At 34.2% G+C, this 22,867-nt stretch carries 20 protein-coding genes; 4 read left to right on the forward strand and 16 right to left on the reverse strand.

The genetic code is table 11. The features are described from left to right. Positions 1–674: 674 nt before the first annotated feature. The 3 genes from LQ677_RS09065 to LQ677_RS09075 all read right to left on the reverse strand — a co-directional run bounded on the left by LQ677_RS09065 (position 675) and on the right by LQ677_RS09075 (position 2,737). Positions 675–1,613, reverse strand: coding sequence for a mechanosensitive ion channel (locus LQ677_RS09065; protein WP_025907316.1), 939 nt, complete (start codon positions 1,611–1,613; stop codon positions 675–677). 196 nt (positions 1,614–1,809) lie between these two features. Beyond that, a complete protein-coding gene (locus LQ677_RS09070) occupies positions 1,810–2,295 on the reverse strand; it encodes a GNAT family N-acetyltransferase (RefSeq protein ID WP_239748495.1) in 486 nt (161 codons plus the stop codon). A gap of 112 nt (positions 2,296–2,407) precedes the next feature. Then, positions 2,408–2,737 carry a DUF4889 domain-containing protein gene (locus LQ677_RS09075; protein ID WP_239748511.1) on the reverse strand — a complete coding sequence of 110 codons (330 nt, stop codon included), beginning with the start codon at positions 2,735–2,737 and terminating at the stop codon, positions 2,408–2,410. Between the two features lie 191 nt (positions 2,738–2,928). Between LQ677_RS09075 and LQ677_RS09080 the strand changes: the two genes are divergently transcribed. Continuing rightward, a complete protein-coding gene (locus LQ677_RS09080) occupies positions 2,929–3,819 on the forward strand; it encodes a fructose bisphosphate aldolase (protein WP_239748521.1) in 891 nt (296 codons plus the stop codon). A gap of 76 nt (positions 3,820–3,895) precedes the next feature. On the opposite strand, the gene LQ677_RS09085 is transcribed toward LQ677_RS09080, so the two are convergent. Then, complete coding sequence (locus tag LQ677_RS09085; RefSeq protein WP_204205757.1) at positions 3,896–5,347, reverse strand: SulP family inorganic anion transporter; 1,452 nt, start codon at positions 5,345–5,347, stop codon at positions 3,896–3,898. Positions 5,348–5,441: 94 nt separating this feature from the next. On the opposite strand from LQ677_RS09085, the gene LQ677_RS09090 reads away from it, so the two are divergent. Together LQ677_RS09090 and LQ677_RS09095 are read left to right on the forward strand one after the other, a co-directional pair. Further along, positions 5,442–5,984 (forward strand): recombinase family protein, encoded by a 543-nt coding sequence (locus LQ677_RS09090; RefSeq protein ID WP_191836303.1) that lies wholly within the window; start codon positions 5,442–5,444, stop codon positions 5,982–5,984. Positions 5,985–6,291: 307 nt separating this feature from the next. Continuing rightward, entirely contained in the window at positions 6,292–6,636 is a 345-nt protein-coding gene (locus LQ677_RS09095; protein WP_239748530.1) for a hypothetical protein, read from the forward strand. Positions 6,637–6,677: 41 nt separating this feature from the next. Here the strand turns inward: LQ677_RS09095 and betA are convergent, their stop codons facing one another. Beyond that, positions 6,678–8,360 (reverse strand): choline dehydrogenase, encoded by a 1,683-nt coding sequence (betA, locus tag LQ677_RS09100; protein ID WP_159315997.1) that lies wholly within the window; start codon positions 8,358–8,360, stop codon positions 6,678–6,680. 39 nt (positions 8,361–8,399) lie between these two features. Next, positions 8,400–9,890, reverse strand: coding sequence for a betaine-aldehyde dehydrogenase (gene betB, locus LQ677_RS09105; RefSeq protein WP_191836302.1), 1,491 nt, complete (start codon positions 9,888–9,890; stop codon positions 8,400–8,402). A 208-nt stretch (positions 9,891–10,098) separates the two neighbouring features. Here betB and cudC point away from each other — a divergent pair, with 208 nt between their 5' ends. Next, the gene (cudC, locus tag LQ677_RS09110) at positions 10,099–10,653 is read left to right on the forward strand and encodes a choline uptake/conversion transcriptional regulator CudC (RefSeq protein WP_107565381.1); all 555 of its coding nucleotides are present in this window, start codon (positions 10,099–10,101) and stop codon (positions 10,651–10,653) included. 427 nt (positions 10,654–11,080) lie between these two features. Here cudC and cysC read toward each other — a convergent pair whose 3' ends face one another. The 10 genes from cysC to LQ677_RS09160 all read right to left on the reverse strand — a co-directional run bounded on the left by cysC (position 11,081) and on the right by LQ677_RS09160 (position 22,583). Then, positions 11,081–11,680: an adenylyl-sulfate kinase gene (cysC, locus tag LQ677_RS09115; protein ID WP_048540525.1), complete on the reverse strand. Its 600-nt coding sequence runs from the start codon at positions 11,678–11,680 to the stop codon at positions 11,081–11,083. Between the two features lie 19 nt (positions 11,681–11,699). Further along, positions 11,700–12,878 (reverse strand): sulfate adenylyltransferase, encoded by a 1,179-nt coding sequence (gene sat, locus LQ677_RS09120; protein ID WP_239748540.1) that lies wholly within the window; start codon positions 12,876–12,878, stop codon positions 11,700–11,702. Between the two features lie 15 nt (positions 12,879–12,893). Next, on the reverse strand, positions 12,894–13,802 hold the full coding sequence (locus tag LQ677_RS09125) for a sulfite exporter TauE/SafE family protein (RefSeq protein WP_239748543.1): 909 nt from the start codon (positions 13,800–13,802) through the stop codon (positions 12,894–12,896). A 21-nt stretch (positions 13,803–13,823) separates the two neighbouring features. After that, the gene (locus LQ677_RS09130; protein WP_239748551.1) at positions 13,824–14,438 is read right to left on the reverse strand and encodes an NAD(P)-binding protein; all 615 of its coding nucleotides are present in this window, start codon (positions 14,436–14,438) and stop codon (positions 13,824–13,826) included. Between the two features lie 25 nt (positions 14,439–14,463). Continuing rightward, positions 14,464–15,204: a sirohydrochlorin chelatase gene (locus LQ677_RS09135; RefSeq protein WP_239748559.1), complete on the reverse strand. Its 741-nt coding sequence runs from the start codon at positions 15,202–15,204 to the stop codon at positions 14,464–14,466. Positions 15,205–15,219: 15 nt separating this feature from the next. After that, complete coding sequence (cobA, locus tag LQ677_RS09140; RefSeq protein ID WP_204255550.1) at positions 15,220–15,990, reverse strand: uroporphyrinogen-III C-methyltransferase; 771 nt, start codon at positions 15,988–15,990, stop codon at positions 15,220–15,222. Between the two features lie 20 nt (positions 15,991–16,010). Continuing rightward, a complete protein-coding gene (cysI, locus tag LQ677_RS09145; protein ID WP_374199839.1) occupies positions 16,011–17,714 on the reverse strand; it encodes an assimilatory sulfite reductase (NADPH) hemoprotein subunit in 1,704 nt (567 codons plus the stop codon). A gap of 14 nt (positions 17,715–17,728) precedes the next feature. Next, positions 17,729–19,549, reverse strand: coding sequence for an assimilatory sulfite reductase (NADPH) flavoprotein subunit (locus LQ677_RS09150; protein WP_239748574.1), 1,821 nt, complete (start codon positions 19,547–19,549; stop codon positions 17,729–17,731). A 102-nt stretch (positions 19,550–19,651) separates the two neighbouring features. Beyond that, complete coding sequence (locus tag LQ677_RS09155) at positions 19,652–20,383, reverse strand: phosphoadenylyl-sulfate reductase (protein WP_037590199.1); 732 nt, start codon at positions 20,381–20,383, stop codon at positions 19,652–19,654. A gap of 577 nt (positions 20,384–20,960) precedes the next feature. Then, the gene (locus LQ677_RS09160) at positions 20,961–22,583 is read right to left on the reverse strand and encodes a BCCT family transporter (RefSeq protein WP_239748582.1); all 1,623 of its coding nucleotides are present in this window, start codon (positions 22,581–22,583) and stop codon (positions 20,961–20,963) included. Positions 22,584–22,867: the final 284 nt, after the last annotated feature.

A 22,867-nucleotide genomic window follows, 5' to 3' on the forward strand; every position in this document is an offset into this window, starting at 1 on the left:
TTTTATTTTGAATTTAAAATCATACTTTTTCCTCATAAGAATGCACCCCAATAGTTTGATTTGTTTAGGTCAAATATTTGGGTTCACATCAGACTTGAACGATCTCTTGGCTTTATTCAGGACTTAAGCTATGACTTCTGCGATCTCTTGGCTTTATTCAGCACTTAAGCCAAGACTTGAGCTATCTCTTGGCTTTATTCAGCACTTAAGCCATGACTTCAGCTTTCTCTTGGCTTTATTCAGCACTTAAGCCATGACTTCAGCTTTCTCTTGGCTTTATTCAGGCGTTAAGCCATGACTTGAGCTATCTCTTAGCTTTATTCAGGACTTAAGCCATGACTTCAGCCATCTCTTGGCTTTATTCACTACTTAAGCCAAGACTTTGACGATCTCTTGGCTTTATTCAGGACTTAAGCTATGACTTCAACGATCTCTTGGCTTTATTCAGGACTTAAGCCAAGACTTGGACTATCTCTTGGCTTTATTCAGGACTTAAGCCACGACTTGGACTATCTCTTGGCTTTATTCAGGACTTAAGCCACGACTTGGACTATCTCTTGGCTTTATTCACTACTTAAGCCATGACTTGACTCATCGCTTACCTTCACTCACCCATTATATATATCCACAAAAAAAGCTGAGACACGGATGTCTCAGCTTTTTCGAATCATCTTTTATTTGTCATTTGATTCAGCTTTACGTTCAATTTTTGATAATGTTTTTTCTGCAAATGACTTACCACCGATACCGAATGAGATAGCAAATGCTACTGCTACAGCACCTAAGATTAGTAAGAATGCTACATTAACAATGCTTTGAGCAAAGTTTAATTGATCTAATGTCATAAATACTGAAACGATGATTACTAAATATTTAACGATTTCAGATACGAATACGTTACCTGTAGATTTTTTAATTAATTTAGATAGTAAGTTACCACCAATGAAACCAATTAATAAGATAATTGCTGCTGAAATTACTAATGGTAAGTATCCAATAATTGCTTCACCAATTGTATTTAACACTTCTAAATTAACTGTATTTAATGATTCAACAACAAAGAATAAACCAATGATTGTTGAAATTACCCAGCCTGCAGCTGAAGGAATATCAATACTTTCTTTATTCTCACCAAAGTTTACATAGTGATTATATTTACTAACATTTAAATTTGTTAATAAGTTTTTAACTAATGTACCTAATACTTTTGCGATGAATAAACCAACAACTAATATAACAATCGCAACAATAATTCTAGGTAAGAAGTCTAATACACTACCCATCATGTTCTTAATCGGTGTTGATACAGAAGTCATATTTAATGCATCAAACACTGATGGTAAGAATAGTAAGAATATAATGAAGTAAGCTAATTTACCAAATGTCTGAATTAAGCCTTCAGACCCTGATTTGCCACTTCCTGATTCAGTTAGCCCCTTTTTCTCTAGCCATTTTTCAAAACCAACTGCGTTTAATCCTTTCACAATAACTGTTTTAACAATTACTGCAATTAACCAAGCGACAATTAATAAGATAATTGCACTAATTAAGTTTGGTATGAATGCTATAATGCTATCTAAAGCATTTAAGAATGAATCTGTTATTTTACTCATATTTAATTCCTCCTTTCTTGATATGTTACCCTAGTATAATAATACTAATCATATTTTTTAGAATAATTTTTGATTTGTTTAAAAATCTATTCTGAAAACCTAAATAAATTGAATAAGTAATTAATATTTCTAAAAAAATAAACGAGCCGATGATCTAACATCTACTCGTTTCACGTAAAACACAATTCCATATGTATCATATTCTTTTCATCATTCTTACTTCTTTTAATTCTTTATCAATATCGCTTATTTCAGATTTACCATCTTTTTTAAAGCCATGTTTTTCATAAAATTTAATCGTAGGATGATTATCTTCAAAAACCCAAAGACTTAATTCATCATATTTATCCTTCATTTGTTTTTCCGCTTCTTGCATCAAACGTGTGCCTATCCCTTGGTGTTGATATGCTTCAAGTAAGTAAATGACCATAATTTCACCGCATGTATCACTTGTATCTTCATCTTTGTCTTTACCATACATTAGAAATCCAATCACTTCTTCATCAACCTCTGCAACAATACATGGCGCATTAAATTTATGGTGTCTTACAATATATGACGCTAACGTTAATTGATCCAAATAGCTATCTGGAACAATTCCTCTATATGTCGTCAACCAAGACTCATAATGAACCTTAGCAATCGCTTCAACATCTGATTCTTGTTTATTTCTGATTAACATCACTTTAACCACCCACATTCTAAAGAAGTTAAATGTAATTTTACTATATGTAACTATTAAATAAAATAGTAAAAGTCCGAGACATTAGCATTTGTCTCAGACTTTATATTTCTTACATTTCCATATCATGTATTTTCATCATTAAACCATGTGGTATGTCATCATGTTTTACGACTTCTTTTTTATAAAATGTTTTGCCGTTATCGTTTGAAATTAATTTTACAAAATCACCTTTTTTAGGTTTGAAATCACTTGTTGATTCGATTTTGATATTTTCCGTAACTTCATTATTTTTCTCACTGACTACTTTTTCTGCAGTTGTACTATTCTCCATATAGCCGTAGTATGTACTTTTTTGAGTTGAAAATAATAATAAAGCTACGACTGCTAAAGCTACAATAGCTAAGCTACCTATTAATAATATTGCTGATTTTTTATTCATTGAGAATCCTCCCTAATGTACATCATAATGCGTATAAGCTTTTTATGAAATAATCATGCGTCAATCTTCTTAAATTCGACATATTTATTGAGCATTTTCTCTCTTAAAAAAACCATTAAAAGTTGAATAACTTGCGATAAATGGTAAAAATCATCATACTATAAGTGAAAATATCTAAAGGAGTGGAAAAAATGAACCAAGAACAATTTGAAAAAATAAAAAATGGTAAAGGTTTTATAGCTGCACTAGATCAAAGTGGTGGTAGTACTCCAAAAGCTCTTAAAGATTATGGTATTGATGAAAATCAATACAGCAACGAAGATGAAATGTTTACACTTGTTCATGAAATGAGAACACGTATCGTAACATCTCCAGCCTTTACTTCTGAAAAAATATTAGGTGCTATTTTATTTGAACAAACAATGGACCGTGAAGTTGAAGGTCAATATACTTCTGACTACTTAGCTTCAAAAGGTATCGTTCCTTTCTTAAAAGTAGACAAAGGTTTAGCAGATGAAGAAAATGGCGTACAGTTAATGAAAGTCATTCCTGGTTTAGATGAGTTATTACAACGTGCAAAAGAACGTAATGTATTTGGTACAAAAATGCGTTCAAACATTCTTGAAGCAAATCAAGAAGCTATTGCTAAAGTTGTAGAACAACAATTTGAAATTGGTAAACAAATTATCGAAGCAGGATTAGTTCCAATTATCGAACCAGAAGTGAACATTAATGCTAAAGATAAAGAAGAAATTGAAGATATCTTAAAAGAAGAAATCGCGAAAGAATTAGATAAATTAAACGACGATCAATACGTTATGTTGAAATTAACAATTCCAACAAAACCAAACCAATATAAATCATTAATCGAACACCCTAACGTTGTTCGTGTCGTTGCATTATCAGGCGGTTACTCAAGAGAAAAAGCAAATGAATTACTTAAAGAAAATGACGGACTTATCGCAAGTTTCTCACGTGCATTAGTAACTGACCTATTCGCTGGACAATCAGCAGAAGAATTTAATAGCGGATTACAAGAAGCAGTAGATTCTATCTATGACGCATCAGTCAATAAAAATTAATAACATAACAAAAGGCTTGGACAATTCATTAGTGTCCGAGCCTTTTTTGTATTGGGGTTAAATAAAATTTCCAATCTTATGTTAAATGTGTTTCATTGAGCTGACTTAGTTCGGAAATAATTTTCCTACTATCTGTATTTAATTGTTTAACAAATACTGTATTGTTTTTATCTTCGAATTTTTTTACCATTGAATCGATTGCATTGACTGCTGAGTCATCCCATAAATGTGCGTGTGTAAAGTCTAATTCAATCTGACTATTTTCAATAGAAAAGTCTAGCTGATTCATCATTGAATCTATTGAAACAAAGAATATTTGTCCGGTGAATGCATATTTATAAAAATGATTTTCTATTGTTTGATGAACATGAACATTTGATATTTTAGTAGCAAAGAATAAAGAACTAAATATAACACCGACAATAACGCCTATAGCTAAGTTATGTGTAAATAACACGATGATCACTGTCAAAATCATAACGACAGCATCTGTTCTTGGCGCTTGCTTAACGTACTTAAATGATTTCCAATCAAATGTACTAATAGATACCATCACCATAATACCCGCTAAAATTGGCATAGGAATTTGTACAACTACATCTCCTAATAATAGGATGAGAATGATTAAGAAGACACCCGCTGTAAATGTTGATAATCTACTTGTTGCACCTGATTTTACATTGATGACAGATTGACCAATCATAGCACAGCCACCCATTCCTCCAAATAGTCCTGTGATGATATTGGCAATACCTTGACCTCTAGATTCTTTATTTTTATTACTATGAGAATCTGTTGCTTCATCAACAATTTTAGCAGTTAATAAACTTTCTACTAATCCTACAATTGCCATTGATAAAGAATACGGCAAAATGATAGTTAATGTCTCTAAGTTAAAAGGAACTTGTGGTATTAAGAAATTCGGAAATGCTCTCGTTATCGTACCTAAATCGCCAACTGTTCTTACATTAGAACCTGTTACCATATATAGCGTTGTTAATAAAATAATTGCGATAAGTGGTGCAGGAATTGCTTTGAAATATTTTGGTACAATATAAACAATGAGTAATGTAATAGCTATATAAATATATGTACTTATTGAAATACCGAATATATGCTCAAGTTGAGACATAAAAATCATAATTGCTAAGGCATTTACAAATCCAATCATGACTGACCTAGGTATAAACTTCATGAGTCTACCAATTTTGAGAATTCCTAATAATAACTGTATAATACCCATGAGTATCGTTGCTGCAAATAAATAATCGACACCGTGTTCTCTAACTAAAGGTGTTACAATAAGCGCAACAGCTCCTGCAGCTCCAGATATCATAGCAGGTCTACCACCTACTATTGAAGTTGTCGTAGCAATAATAAAAGCAGCGTACAATCCTACCATTGGATCTACTCCTGCAATTATAGAAAATGCAATGGCTTCAGGAATAAGTGCTAGCGCTACAACAATACCAGCTAGTAAATTTTTCCCTGGATTAGAAAGCCATTCTTCTATATAAGATTTAAACATTATACATACTCCTATTTTATATATTTTCAATAGTGCTATTATAAACAAAAGAGTTTCATATGTATACATTTATGAAACTATTGAGGTGAAATTTATGAATTATGGCTATATTAGACCAATCGAATTATATGATACAGTCGCTGAACAACATTCAAAGTTAAGCAAATTTTCATTAACAATTATTGAAGAATCTCATGCACAAACTGAAATCAGAAAAGAATTAAATACTTTATTTTATAGTAAATTACAAAGCGGGGATAAATTATACATAACTGATTTATGTATTCTTGCAGATACCTCATACCAATTAGAAGAACTCATTACAATTGCCCAGGAAATCAATGTGGACATTCATATTATTAATGCTCAAATAACAATTAGTCAGCATGAGCAAATGAATTTTAATAAATTTTTAAATCTACTTAATCAGTTTCAAAGCGATATGATTAAATTCAGAACTAAGTCAGGTATCGCAAAAGCCAAAACAGAAGGTAAGACTATCGGAAGACCGAAGCGAAATGATCTTAATTTAAAAAACGCCATCGAGATGTACCATTCTAAGAAATATACTTTAGAAGAAATTAAAGAAGCGACAAACATTAGCAGAGCAACATTATATAGACATTTAAATAAATAACAATTAGGGACAGAATTCTTGGAAATGTCCGTAAGAGGTGCTGTTAGAGACACAATTCGGAATTATGTCCTTTAGATACACTGTTAGGGACACAATTCTGAGTAATGTCCCTTAGACACACTGTTAGGGACACAATTCGGAATTATGTCCCTTAGATATGCTGTTAGAGACACAATTCGGAATAATGTCCCTTAGACATGCTGTTAGAGACACAATTCGGAATAATGTCCCTTAGATATGCTGTTAGGGACACAATTTCGAATAATGTCCCTTAGAAACCCATCTCTTATTACCATTATTCAGGATTATGGTAGTTAGAACTTTCTTATTACCACTTTTCAAAATTGTGGTAGTTAGCGACTTCTTATTACCACTTTTCGGAATTGTGGTAGTTAGCGCGTTCTTATTACCACTTTTCAGAATTATGGTAGTTAGCGACTTCTTATTACCATTATTCAGAATTATGGTAGTTACAGCTTTCTTATTACCACTATTCAGAATTATGGTAGTTAGCGCGTTCTTATTACCACTTTTCGGAATTATGGTAGTTAGAGCTTTCTTATTACCACTTTTCGGAATTATGGTAGTTAGCGACTTCTTATTACCATTATTCGGAATTATGGTAGTTAGCGCATCCCCATATAACAACTAAAGGCTGAGACAATTTCTGTCTCAGCCTTCATTCTTCTCCTATTATTTCACAACGCCTGCGTCTTTAGGGTGGACGCCGTGTTTATAGTAATCTATTTCTTCTGGTTCTAATGGTTTTTTACCACGAATGATGTCTGCTGCTTTTTCTGCTAGCATCAATACTGGTGCATGGATATTACCGTTTGTTGTACGTGGCATTGCTGATGCATCGACTACTCTCAAGTTCTCCATACCGTGTACTTTCATTGTTAATGGGTCAACTACAGCCATTGGATCTGATGCTGGTCCCATTTTAGCACTACATGATGGGTGAAGTGCTGTTTCTGCATCTTTTTTAACCCACTCTAAAATTTCTTCATCTGTTTGTACTGAAGGTCCTGGAGATATTTCTCCATCATTGTATGGTGCTAGAGCTGGTTGTTTCAAGATATTTCTTGCAACTCTAATTGCTTCTACCCATTCTTGTTCGTCTTCTTTTGTAGATAAATAATTAAAGACAAATTTAGGTTTTTCAAATGGATCTTTAGATTTAATCTTCAAGCTACCTCTAGAGTTAGAATACATTGGTCCGATATGTACTTGGAAACCATGTTTCGTATCTGCTTTTTGTCCATCATAACGTACTGCTAATGGTAAGAAGTGGAACATTAAGTTTGGATAATCAACTTTATCATTAGATCTTACAAATCCGCCACCTTCAAAGTGGTTACTTGCTGCTGGTCCTTTTCTACCGAAGATCCATTGTAATCCGATAAAAGGCATTCTAAATTTATTTAAACTTGGCTGCTCAGATACTGGTTTAGAAGATGCATGTTGTACATATACTTCTAAGTGGTCTTCAAAGTTTTCACCTACACCTGGCAAGTGTACACGTGTCTCTATACCTAATGAATTTAAATGTTCAGAGTCACCAATTCCAGAAAGTTGAAGTAATTGTGGCGTATTGAACGCACCACCTGATAGAATAACTTCTCCTGCAGCAACTGTATGTGTCTTACCATTTTTCTTGAATGTTACACCAGTTGCTCGTCTACCTTCATAATTGATTTCAGTAACAAAAGCTCTTGTTTGAACAGTTAAATTCTTACGTTTCATAGCTGGTCTTAAATAAGCAATTGATGCTGAAACACGTCGACCATTATGAATTTGGCTATCAAATGGACCAAATCCTTCTTGTCTAAAACCATTTACATCAGGTGTCTTATTGTATCCAGCTTGAACGCCCGCTTCAAAGAAAGCTTGGAATAATGGGTTTGTTGCTGGTCCTCTTCTCAATTTAATTGGTCCATTGTGACCACGATATTGATCTGATTTATCTGCTCCAAAAGTTTTTTCTAATCGCTTAAAGTATGGTAAACAATTCGCAAACTTCCATGTTTCCATGCCTTCAGGTTCTCCCCAACCTTCATAGTCCATTGGGTTTCCTCGTTGATAAATCATACCATTGATTGAACTTGAACCACCAAGTACTTTACCTCTTGTATGTGCTACTTTTCTACCGCCCATATGAGGTTCGCCATCTGTTTCATATTTCCAGTCATAGAAACGATTACCCGATGGATACATAAGTGCTGCTGGCATTTGAATTAATAAATCCCATGGATAGTCACTTCTACCCGCTTCTAATACTAATACGGTCTTATCTTTATCTTCACTTAAACGATTACCTAATACAGATCCGGCACTTCCGCCTCCAATAATTATATAATCATAAGATTGCTTCATCTCAAAATCCTCCTATATACTCTTTCTTCTTTGTTGTATTTATTTACTAAACCAATTCACTGGCTCAGGTTGAATATTTGTATAAATATGTTTAGAAATTAAATATTCTTCTAATCCTTCTTTACCTAACTCTCTACCTATACCAGATTGTTTATATCCACCCCATGGTGCTTGTGCAAAATATGGATGGAAGTCATTAATCCAAACTGTACCCATTTTCAATTTATTAGCCACACGATTTGCTTTAGCAATATCTTGCGTAAATACGCCGCCTGCGAGTCCATAAATAGAATCATTCGCTAATTCAATCGCTTCTTGTTCATTAGAGAATCCTTCAATTGTTACGACAGGTCCAAATACTTCTTCTTGTACAATTCTCATAGATGTATCACAGTTTGTAATGACAGTTGGTTCAAAGAAGAAACCATCTTGTAAGTCTGCTCTGTCTGGTCGTTTACCACCAGCAGCAATTGTCGTACCTTCTTCTTTCGCAACTTCTATATATTTTTCAACTTTATCGCGGTGTTCTCCTGAAATTAACGGTCCCATCTCAGTAGTTTCATCAAAACCATTACCGATTTTAATTTTATTAACACGTTCAACTAAAGCTTTTTCAAATTTATCTTTAATATCGTTATGTACGATAATTCGAGATCCAGCTGAACAAACTTGACCGGCATGGAAATAGCCACCATTTAAAGCTTGATCAATCGCTAAATCAAAATCTGCATCATCGAAAATAATATTCGGATTCTTGCCACCTAGTTCTAAAGCAATATTCGTTACATTGTCTGCTGCACGTTTCATAATATGCTTACCTGTTTGAATACCACCTGTAAATGAAACGAGATCGACTTCTTTATGAGATGCTAATACTTCACCAACTTCAGAACCTTTACCTAGTACAAGGTTGATGACACCGTTAGGAAATCCAACTTGTTCCATTAATTCAAATACACGAATTGTAGTTAATGGCGTAATCTCACTTGGTTTCATAACTAACGAACAACCTGTTACAAGAGCAGGTGCTATTTTCCATGAAGCTTGAAGTAACGGATAATTCCACGGCGTAATTTGCGTCACAACGCCTACAGGTTCTTTTACTAATTTACTTTCTGAATGAGGTATTGGGGAATCAATAATTTCACCACCATCATGTCCTGCTAAACCTGCAAAATACATAAATACATTATGAATATCATCCATATCTGCATATGATTCTTCTAATGTCTTACCAGTATCTAATGTTTCAAGTTCTGCTAGTTCTTCTTTATGTTCTTTAATTAAATCTGCAATTTCTCTAACTTTGCGACTTCTATTTTCAGTCGTCTCACCTGACCATTCACCAGCTTCAAATGACTGTCTAGCTGCTAAAATTGCTTTTTCAGCATCTTCTTCTGTACCTTCTGCTACTGAAATCACAACTTCTTGATTATATGGATTCACAATGTCGCGAGTCGCTTTATTAGAAGCTTCTACCCACTCACCATTTATAAATTGACGTCTAGATAAATGCTCTATATATCCCATTCAAAATACCTCCGTTAACTTTGTTAAATTTTTATTTAACGAACTTTACAGATTTTATGTTAGCATAGAATTATGAAAGGCGTCAAATTTCCAAAGTCCATTTATGATTTGTTTTTAATAGGTATTTCAAATAGACAAGTAATGGAAAAGCAACTACAATGTAAAAGGATTCATGGTACAATTAAGGTAACTATTGGAGGTGTATGTAGTGGTACGTTCAGATAACTACAAAAAACAACTAGACCAAGCTAAAGACATCGTGATTAACGGTATTGGAGAAACGATGGATTTATATGGTATTAATCGAAGTGTTGGAAATTTATACGGGACGATGGTATTTGAAGGTAGTATGACACTAGATGAAATGCGTGAACAACTTCAAATGAGCAAACCAAGCATGAGTGCTGGTGTTAAGAAACTACAAGAATTTGATATCGTCAAACAACAATTTACAAGAGGAAGTAGAAAACAACATTTCATCGCTGAAAAAGACTTCTTTATCTTCTTTAATAACTTTTTCTCAAGAAAATGGGATCGAGAAATTTCTATTAATATGGATTCTGTTAAAGACGCAGAAATCTTGCTACAAAAAATCATAGACGCAGATGATGTCGATGAAGAAACTAAAGAAGAAGCAATCACCATTCATACACAATTAGAAGAATCAAAAGTATATTATGAATGGTTAGCAAATATCAGTAACGCTATTAAAACTGGAGAGATATATAAGTATTTCCCAATACCAAGTCAAGAAGACAAATAAGTAAAAGCGCGAGGTAGCAATGCATACCCCGCGCTTTTGCTATTTTTGTTGGCACCAGTATTTGCACCTTTGACCAGAACTGCTAATAACGGTATCAGTATTTGCACCTTTGACCAGAACTGCTAATAACAGTATCAGTATTTGCACTTTTGACCAGAACTGCTATTAACGGTATCAGTATTTGCACCTTTGACCAGAACTGCTAATAACGGGGCCCATATTTACAAAACTCGTAAAAATTGTAAATACTGACCCTCTTATGAACACTTCTTGCCAAACTTGTTCGTAACAACACCCTTATGAACACTTCTCACTAAACTTGTTCATAACAACCGCCTTATGAACACTTCTCACCAAACTTGTTCGTAAGCACTCCACCACAAATCAAAAAGCTCACAACACTAGCCAGCGTTGTGAGCTTTCTTCATTATAAATATTGATTTTCTTTTAAGTATGCAACGATTTTCTCTACAGATTCTTCTACACTTTCGTTTTCTGTATCAATGACTATTTCAGGGTTTGATGGTTCTTCATATGGTGCATTAATGCCAGTGAATTCTTTGATTTCACCGCTTCTTGCTTTTTTATACAGTCCTTTTGGATCTCTTGATTCACACTCATCTAAACTACATTTAGTGAAGACTTCGATGAATTCACCATCTTCAAGGATATCTCTAACTGTATTACGGTCTTCTTCATATGGTGAGATGAATGCTGTCATTGTAACAACACCAGCATCTACCATTAATTTACCGACTTCACCGATACGACGGATATTTTCTTTTCGGTCTTCTGGACTGAATCCAAGGTTTTGGTTTAATCCGTGACGAATGTTATCTCCATCTAAACGATATGACGTGATATTTTGTTCAAATAATGCTTTTTCTAATGCTACAGATATTGTTGATTTACCTGATCCTGATAATCCAGTAAACCAAATCACAACACTTTTATGACCGTTACGTTCTTGTCTTTGTGCTTTTGTTACTTCAGAATCATGCCATGTAATATTTGTTGACGCGCTCATTATTCCACTCCTAAAGAAATTAATTTTGTCTTAAACCTTTAATTAATACTTCTGCTACTTCTGGTCTTGAGAATTCTTTTGGTAATTGTTCACCGTTACGAAGTTTCTCTCTCACTTTTGTTCCACTTAAATGAACATGATTTGATTTGTCATGAGGACATGTCTTAGCTGTTGTCATGTTGTCACAAATCGTACAGAAGAATGCATGTTCAAATTTAAAGATTTGAATACCTATTTCATCTTCATATTGTGAAATTAATTCTTGTGCGTCATATGTACCATAGTAGTCACCTACACCTGCATGGTCACGACCGACGATAAAGTGTGTACAGCCATAATTCTTACGTACTAATGCATGTAAAATGGCTTCACGTGGGCCTGCATATCTCATTGCTGCTGGATAAATCACAAGTCGTGTTCTTTCTTCTGGGTAATAATGTTTCAAGATAACTTGATAACTTTCCATTCTTATTTCAGCTGAAATATCATCAGACTTCGTTTCACCAACTAAAGGATTTAATAATAATCCATCCACTGATTCAAGCGCTATTTTTTGAATATATTCATGCGCACGATGAACTGGGTTTCTCGTTTGGAAACCTACAACTGTTTTCCATCCTAATTCTTTAAATAATTCACGTGTTTCACTTGGGTCTAAATGGAAATCACTAAATTCATCATGTTTTGGTCGATCAACTAATTGAATTGGACCAGCTAAATAAACATTACCTTTTTCATATACACGTTTCACACCTGGGTGATCCACATCTGTTGTGCCGTATACATTTTGAGCTTCTTTAGCTTTATCATACGTATATTTCTCTTCAAGCTTTAACACACCATATAAATGATTGTCTTCACCATATAAAGCGATGTCTGAACCTATTTCATAGTTGTTTGCTTCTTCTTCAGTAACAGGTAATGTAATAGGAATACTCCATACAAGTCCATTTTCTAGACGTAGATTTTCAACAACACTGATATAATCTTTCTCACCTAAAAATCCTGTCAGTGGACTGAAACCACCAATTGCGATTAATTCTAAATCGGATAGACTCCAAGGATTTAATGTTAATTTAGGATATGATTGTGCCGCTTCAATAAGTTCTGCTCTTTCTTGACCTGTTACTTGGCGATTAATTAATTCTCCACCATGAGCTTCGATTGTTTCTTTAGTCTTTTGAGTTACTGATACCATCAATATTCACTCCTATTAATTAATTTGATCTACTTCTTTTGATTTTTGATTTTGAATATTAAAAGGAAATTTATTATGTTGGTAAAGTGTGAATAGTACTAGACCTAACCAAGCAAGGATAATAACACCTTTTATAATATTGACTGTTGCTTCACTGCTAATTAAAGTACCTAATAACACGCTACTATTTGTAAATATGATTAGACCACCGACAAGTACCGCTAAAACATACACCGGTAAAGTCTTCACTAACCATGCTGAGAACGGTGCTGCTACGACGCCACCAAATGCTAACGCAACAACAAGTAAAATGTTTATTTGACTCCAACCTAAGAAGATAATAAATCCTAATGAAGTTGAAATTGTCACAAAGAACTCACTCGCTGAAACTGTTCCGATAACATATCTTGGTTCAATTTTATTTCTTGATAGTAATAATGGTGTATTAACTGGACCCCAGCCACCACCACCAATTGCATCTAAGAATCCTGCAATTGCACCTTGTGGAACAAGTAATAAAGCTGAAAATCTGCCGTCTTTCACTTGTTGGTTTTGTTGTTTTTTAAATACAAATTGATAAATAATATAAAGTCCCATTGATAATAAGAATAAGGCGATGAAGGGTTTAATAAAATCACTGTGCAAGTTACTCAATATACCCGCACCGATAAATCCAGTTATCGCGCCTGGTAAAGCAAGCTTTAGAATGATGGACTTATCAACATTTTTAAACTTTAAATGTGAAAGTCCTGATGCTGCTGTTGTTGCCACTTCTGAAAAATGAATGGTTGCAGATGCGATTGCTGGTGCCACTCCAAAAGTTAATAGTAATGATGAAGAGGTTGCACCAAATCCCATCCCAAGAGAACCGTCTATAAGTTGTGCTAAAAAACCTACTAATGCAAATATCGTTAACTTTCGCATACGCTACTCCTCTCTGGCTTTCTATTTAAGTTGTCGTTTCAACCAATTGATGAATTTATTTTGCTCAATCGTATCGAAATATTGATGAGACAAAATATTCTCTAATAATTGATTTTTTTCTGTTTGCTCTATTTCTAGTGATTTAATGATTGTGCGACATTCATATAAAAAATCTACATATTCTGTATAATCTACTGAATATTGTTGTTCTAAATCTTTCAAAATATTACGCACTAACTTTGGGCTTGCACCATTTGATGTGACGCTTATCTGCAACTTACCTCTATTTAATGTCCCAGGAAATATCACATTGCCATCTTGTGCATCACCGACCATGTTGATTAGACAATGTTTAGGGGCATTATCTTTAATGACATCGGTTATTTCTGGTGAGTTCGTGGCATTTATAATAAAATCAACATATTCTATATCAGATATTTCAAAGTCCTTTTTGTGCCATTTCAATTTCCTTTCAATTTCATACTGCTTTAACTTGTCAGTAAGTTCTGGTGAAATAACATGAATCAACGCTCCACTATTTATCAGTGCGTTCACTCTACGTTCAGCAATTTTACCGCCACCAATAACTTTGACGATTTTATCTTGTAAATCTAAATTGATTGGAATGTATGCCACAATAAATCATCCTTTAATCTGATATTTAAACTGTTTGAGTCGTTAGTGTTTCTAACACGCGATCTTTCAATGCTTCTTGTATGGATGGATGATGACCTAAATGTTCGCATACGATGATGTCGCTTTTCGTATTATGCTCCGCTGCTGTTTGCTCTATGTGACGCTCCAAGACACCTGTAAACCAAAGATATGGCGCAATGAATACTTGTGAATATTCTTCATGTAATGCATCTTGCAAAGCTTCTTCAAAAGATGGCTCACAGGCAGCTAAGTAACACACTTCAACATTTTTAAATGCTGTCGTTTCGTATAAGGATTGACCTATAGCTGTAATATCTATCTTCGTTTGCGGATTATAACTGCCTCTTCCAACAACAAGTAATTTAGCATCTTCTTGAATCGCAACTTTCGTTTCTTCAATACGTTCTTTAAGAATGGCTGTTAATCTTGGTTGAACACCTAAAGGCTCTCCATAAGTAAATGTTACTTCTGGATATTGTGTCTTAATTTCATCTATCTCTTTCGGTATATCTTTAAAATAGTGACCTGCACTTAGTAATAATACGGGTATAACGGATATCTCGGTTGCACCTTTTGCAATGAGCTTTTTGACGCCTTGATGAATATCTGGTTGTGCTAATTCTAAGAAACAAATTTCTTGTAACGGTATATCAATAGACTGTTTCACTGATTCAATAAAAGAAATTGCCTCATCTGTCGCTTCTTTAATTCTGCTTCCGTGACTGACATATAACACGCCTATCATTGTATCCCTCCAGTATTAATAAATAAGTTGTGGAACGTTCTGTTCTGATGCCACTTCTTCAAACCAGCTCATGCGTTCTCTCAGTTTGACGACTTCTCCAATAACAATCATTGCAGGGTTTGTAATTTGATGTGATTTCTCTACAATGTCTTCTAAAGTCCCTGTCACTGTGACTTGTTTTTGTGAAGTTCCACAATGAATTAATGCTACTGGTGTTTGAATATCTTTACCGTGTTTCACTAATAATTTTTGGATGTCAGGCAACTTCTTTACACCCATATAAATACAAAGTGTTTCAGGTCCTAGTGCTAAGTGTTTCCAATACTCATCTTCATCAACACTGTCTTTCATAACACCTGTTATAAAGGCAACAGATGAACTATAATCTCTATGTGTCACTGGAATACCAGCATAAGCTGGTGCCGCAACACCAGCAGTAATACCTGGAACCACTTCGAACGGAATATCATAGTTCTTTAATGTTTCTGCTTCCTCGCCACCACGACCAAAGATAAATGGATCGCCACCTTTAAGTCTTGTTACGGTGTAACCTTCTAGAGAAAGTTTTACGAGCAATTCATTAATTTCATCTTGAGTTAAAGAATGCTTATTCGGACTTTTACCGCAATAAATCATTCTCGTGTCTTCAGTTGCATAATCTAATAATGCTTTATTGACGAGTCGGTCATATAATATGACATTAGACTGTTTAATGGCTTTAATACCTTTAACCGTTATTAAATCTGGATCGCCCGGTCCAGCACCAACCAAGAATACTTTCCCCATTCTTACACCCCATTTTCTGATTAACTATGGAAGTCTTGTCCTGATTGCACTTCTTTAATTATGCCTTTACGGATAACAAAGTCTCCAAAGTGTTCTCCATCATTTTTTTCTTTACCGTATTGAATCAGAATTGGTTTTAAGCTTTCTAAAATCTCATCTTCACCAATATTTTCTTTAAATAATTTGTTTAAACGATTTCCAGTGAATCCGCCGCCAAGATACATATTATATTTACCTGGCGCTTTACCGATAAATGCAATTTCAGCTAATGCTGGTCTTGCACATCCATTTGGACAACCTGTCATTCGAATCGTAATTTCTTCTTCATTTAAACCTGCTTCATCTAAAAGTCCTTCAATTTTATTGATCAATGTTGGAAGGTAACGTTCTGATTCAGCCATTGCTAAACCACACGTTGGAAATGCTACACATGCCATTGAATTTCTTCTAAGTCCTGTATAATGTTCACCATCTGTTATGCCATATTGATCAATAATTTTTTGAATTTGTTGTTTTTTACTTTTGGCAACATTGGCAATGATTAAGTTCTGGTTAGGCGTTAAACGGAAGTCACCTGTATGAATTTCAGCTATTTCTCTAAGAGCTGTCTTCAATTTGTAATCAGAAGTATCTTTGACACGTCCATTTTGGATAAATAATGTAAAGTGCCATTTTCCGCTTCCTTCAGTCCAACCGTATCGGTCACCATTATGTTTAAATTCAAATGGTTTCGCCTCTTCAATTTCCCAACCTAAACGTTTATTCAATTCTTCACGAATAAAATCAACACCAAGACGATCAACAGTATATTTAAATCGTGCGTTCTTTCTGTTTTCTCTATTACCATAATCACGTTGGATAGTTAAAATCTTCTCACAAACATCTACCGCTTCTTCTTTAGGGAAGTAGCCTAATAGACGTCCTACTTGAGGGTATGTCTTCGTATCACCGTGTGTCATACCCATACCGCCACCGACTGTCACATTAAATCCGACTAATTGATCATCTTCAATAACTGCAATCAATCCGATATCTTGTGAATAAACATCAATATCATTTGATGGTGGTACAGCGATACCGATTTTGAATTTTCTTGGCAAGTATGTCTTACCGTACATTGGTTCAACTTCTTCTTTTGTATCGACTATTTTTTCATCGTCTAACCAAATCTCATGATACGCACCAGTTTGAGGTGATAAATGATCACTTATTTTTGTAGCAAGTGTGTCTACTTCTTTGTGCACGCCTGATTGATATGGATTTGGATTACACATGACGTTTCTGTTAACGTCACCACATGCTGCTAATGAATCCATAACAGCATGGTGGATACTTTGCATTGAACTTTTTAAGTTTCTTTTTAAGATGCCGTGGAATTGAAATGCTTGTCTTGTTGTCAGTTTGATTGTGTTGTTAGCGTATTCTGTTGAAATATCATCCATCGCAATCCATTGATCAGCAGTAGCCGTACCACCTGGAACTCTTACTCTAATCATGAAACTATATGCTGGTTCTAACTTTTGTTTACGACGCTCATCACGAATATCCCTATCATCTTGCATATAACTACCATGGAATTTAAGTAATTTAGTATCGTCTTCAGCAATTGCTCCAGTTATTTCATCTGCTAAACCTTCTTTAATTGTTCCTCTTAAATAATTACTTCTATTCTTAATGTGTTCCATTTCATCTAATTTGTCGGATAAATTAGTTTGAGTGCTCACAATATTGCCCCCTCTTAATAAATATCTCTTTGATATCTTCTCTCTTTTTTCAATTCAGTTAAAAATGCTTCTGCTTCTTCTTCGTTATAATGCCCTTCTTTTTGAATGACATTTAAAATGGATTGATGCACATCTTTAGCCATATGTTTTTCATCTCCACATACATAGATAGCTGCACCTTCTTGAATCCATTGATAAAATTCTTTACTGTTTTCTTCAATTCTATGTTGTACATATACTTTTTCTTCTGAATCTCTTGAGAACGCGACACTTAATTTATCAAGCACGCCATCTTTCAACCAACCTTGCCATTCTGTTTGGTATAAAAAGTCTGTCGTAAAGTGTTGTTCGCCGAAGAATAACCAAGCTTTATTAGTAAGCTCTAATTCTTCTTTTTCTTGAATATATGATCTAAATGGTGCAACACCTGTACCTGGACCAATCATAATGACAGGCGTTTCACTTGTTTTAGGGAACTTAAAGTTTGGATTCTTCTTCAAGTAAATTGGTACTGTATCACCAGGTTGTAATCGTTCTGCAAATTGAACTGAGCAAACACCTTTTCTATCTCTATCATGAGAATGGTAACGAACTGCTCCAATCGTTAAATGTACTTCATCAGGTGCTGCTTGATGGCTACTTGCGATTGAATATTCACGAGCTGGCAATTTTCTCAATATTTGATGTAAAGCATCTGGTTGTAAATCTTCAGGTGGAAAATCGTTTAATAAGTCTATAAAATCACGACCTTCAACGTAACCGTATATCCATCTATCTTTTTTAACTTTTTCAGATAACACGCCATTACCAAAGATATTCGCAGCTTTTGTAACGATTGGTTTAGTTAATTTAGTAATTTCGAAATGATTAGTTAATGCATCACGTAAAGTTAACGTATCGCCTGAATCATTAATTGGTACGATTTCTTCAGGATCCCAAACGAGTGTTTCAATTAACTCTGATACAATTTCAGGATCATTTTTCGGGAATATGCCGATACAATCACCTGGTTCAAATGAATCATTGAAACCTTCTAAAGAAAGTTCGATATGTCTAACTTCTTTATTTGAACCTCTACCGTTCAAGTTAATATTTTCTAAAATTTCTGCTTCGTATGGATTCGAGCGTGAATACGTTTGAGTTGCTGATAAATCTTCAGCTTCTAATTTAACGGGTTCTTCTGCTGTTTGACCGGATACTTGGCCAATTGAATTTAAAATGTCTTCCATCCATTTTTCAGCAGGTTCATCAAAGTCTAAATCACAATCTACTCTTGGATGTATTCTCTCTGCACCTAACTCTTCTAATCTCTTATCAAAATCTTTACCAGTCTGACAGAAGAATTCATACGATTCATCTCCAAGTGCTAGCACTGAGAATCTAACATCATTCAACTTAGGTGCCTTACGACTATGTAAAAACTCATGGAACGTAATTGCGTTATCTGGTGGATCTCCTTCTCCATGAGTCGCTGTGATAATAAATAAGTCTTCTACTTTCTTTAAATCTTTTGTCTTAAAATCTTCCATACATGCAAGATTGACATTGAATGATTTTTCTTTTAATTTACTTTCTAACGTTTCAGCTAAACCTTGAGCATTACCAGTTTCAGAACCAAACAATACTGTAATATCTCTCTTCTTAAACTTAGGTTCACTGCTTACTGCTGTAGATTGCTCAACAACAGGTGCACTTGCTTGACCACCTTGTACGACTGACGCCGATAAGTAACCACTCAACCAAATCTTTTGTTCATTTGTAAGTGTTGCAAATACTTGATTTAACTTTTCTGACTTCTCTTGATTAAAAGGGCTATTTGTTACTGATAATTCCAAAGATGTCACCTCATCCTGTCCAATTATTTAAGTTTTAAATACTATTCTTATGGGAATAGTCTGATTTATGCTAAAAAAAGATTAATAAATCTCTTAATTAGATTACTTAGGTTTATTATTTACTGTATGCAAACCACATTCAGTTTTGTTGAAATTCGTCCATCTTCCTTCACGTGAATCACCTGACGAAGATACTTGAGCTGTACAAGGAATACATCCAATACTTGGATAATTAAAGTCATGAAGTTCATTGTAGGTTAAATCGTGGCGTTCGATATATGCCCATACATCGTCCCAAGTCCAATAAATTAAAGGACAAACTTTTATAGATTTAAATCTTTCATCTTTATTAATAAAATCGGTATTTTGTCTACTTGGAGATTGTTCTCTTCTTAATCCTGAGACCCAAGCAGTAGCGCCCGATAATACTTCTTCTAACGGTTTAATCTTTCTGATATAACAACATTGATTCGGGTCACTTGTCCATAGTGCCGGTTCATATTGATCTGCTTGTTGCTCTAGCGTTAAATCTGGCTTTTTAAGTTCAATATTTAATGTTGGATATCTTTCTTTCACACGGTCTATCAAATCGTATGTTTCTTGAAAATGTAAGTCAGTATCTAAGAATACAATTTTGGCATCTGGTTTAACTTTTGATATTAAATCTATCAAAATCATACCTTCTGCCCCAAAACTACATGAATATACGATAGAATCTCCATAATGTTCATACGCCCATTTAATTATTTGATATGCACCTTTAGTTTCATCGTCAATATCAATATCTTTAAAAGGATCAGTGTCAAAACGTTCATATGTTAACACTTCGGTCATGATATATAACGTCCTCCTTATGCTTATTTCTACAAGCTTTTTAAGTTTAAAATCAATGTTTTTAACAGAATTTATTTTAAACAGATAAGTTTACTAAGAAATAATAAATTATGATGATTAGCATACCCGATACAGCATATGATGTCAACTGTTCTTTTTAAATTTTCAGTCAATTTAATGAAGAAATTATTCACTCAAAATGATAGTCGTTGCGAACACTTCAGTGTTAGTTTGTTTTTAACTGGGGGCTTAGTTACAAAACTCCCTGGATTTGTTACTAACGGCACCCTTATTTACAAAACTCCTTGAATTTGTTACTAACGGCGCCCTTATTTACAAAACTTCTTAGAATTGTTACTAACGGTCTCGTTATTTACAAAACTCCTCGAAATTGTTACTAACGGGCTCCTTATTTACAAAACTACTTGAAATTGTTACTAACGGCCTCCTTAGTTACAAAACTACTCCAATTTGTAACTACTCGTGTCGTTATTCACATTTCTTACTAAAACTGCTATTAACAAAATTAAGATATAAAAATTTCCAACAAAATCATGTGATTTTGTTGGAATTTTCTTTATAAGTTATCGTCTTCTTTTTCTGCTCGTACTTGAACGATTCTTAATGATCGTCGTTCAACTGCTTTTAATTTTTCAGCTCGTTCTTCTAATTTAATTCTATCTCCGCCTAGTGTCCGGATAAATGAAACCATCATCATCACAAATATAACAGTTAGTGGCACACTTGCTAATATGGATGCTGTCTTCAAGACGTCTAACGCACGTTCTCCACCTACTAACATTAATGAAAATGGCAATAAGCATAATGCAAACGCCCAGAATAAACGATTTGCCTTTAATGGTTCGTCTATGACTTCTTTTTGAGTTGCTGCTGCTAATATATATGATCCTGAATCAAATGTTGTTGCTAAATATAAGAATGCTGATATTAAGAATAGGACAATCATTACTTTTGGAAATGGTAATTGATGCATCACTTCTATTATAGTGGCTTCAGCGCTATGTTGATTCAAGAATTGATTGACATCAAATTGTCCTGAAATTTGTAAGAACACTGCATAGTTACCAAAGATACCAAAGAATAATACACACCCTAAAGTCCCATAAATAATTGTACCTAATACGACTTCTTTTAACGTACGACCTTTGGAAATTCTGGCAATAAATAAGCCAATAAATGGTGCATATACTAACCACCAAGACCAATAGAATATCGTCCAATCTTGAGGGAAGTTTGTTTCTTTTCTGTCACCAATACCGCCAAATGGTTCTAACCATGTAGCCATTCTAAAGAAATTCTTCAACATATTTCCTAATCCTGATACAGTCGTTTCCATAATAAATATCGTTGGTCCAACAATCAGTACGATTCCTAAAATTAAGAATGTTAGCCAAACGTTAATATCGCTTAATTTTTGTATACCTTTTTTCAGACCTGTATAAGAACTAAATGCAAAGATGACCGTAATGATGAGTAAGATAATACTTCTCATAACCATATTCTCACCGTCAAGTCCTGTGAGTCGCTCTATCCCTGCAGAAATCATTGGCACACCTAGTGCTAATGATGTCGCTGCACCGCCTAACAATCCAAAAATAAATAAAATATCTACAATTTTACCGAGTAATTTATCCGTTTGACCTTTTAAAATTGGTCTACATGCTTGGCTGATTTTATAGATTGGTTTCTTCTTAACAAATACTAAATAACCAATTGGCAAAGCAGGTAACACATAAATCGCCCAAGCTATTGGTCCCCAATGAAACATGCCATACATTGTTGCATACTCGAGTGCTTCATCTGTCATACTACCCGCACCATACGGCGGCACTTGATAATAGTATGCCCATTCGATGACACCCCAGTATAGAATGTCTGAACCGATACCCGCGCAAAACAGCATCGAAATCCAACTAAAATTATTAAATTCAGGTTTATCACTTGCTTTACCTAAAGTGACATTCCCGTATTTCCCAAACGCTATGTATAATACAAATGCAAAAACAATCAATCCAAGTAATAGATACCATGCACCTAATGAATCCGAAATAATATCATTGATACTTGTGATGACTTCTTGACTAGCTTTAGGGAATACCATCATCGGTATAACAGCGATAAGTAATACTGCAACCGTCCCATAAAATGTCCACCAGTCCATTACTTTATGTTTCTTCACTTCTGAACACTCCTCGTTGTCGATTAATGTACATCGTTAAATAATCATTTTTAATGAACACGATGATTTAAATCACAATGAAGACGATATAGAAGTTTTAATAAAAATGCAAATTACATACAATGAAAAGCATCATTACTTATGAATAAATATATATAATACGCATTTTATAATCATTATACATATTGCTACAACGGTTGTGTTAAGTTAAAATTTAACGAACATAACAAATCTAACGTACTTTTATTATGTATTTTTATACATGTTTTATGAATATAAATTTA

It is taken from the genome of Mammaliicoccus sp. Q-M61 (genome assembly GCF_022386055.1).
Lineage (GTDB): Bacteria > Bacillota > Bacilli > Staphylococcales > Staphylococcaceae > Mammaliicoccus > Mammaliicoccus sciuri_A.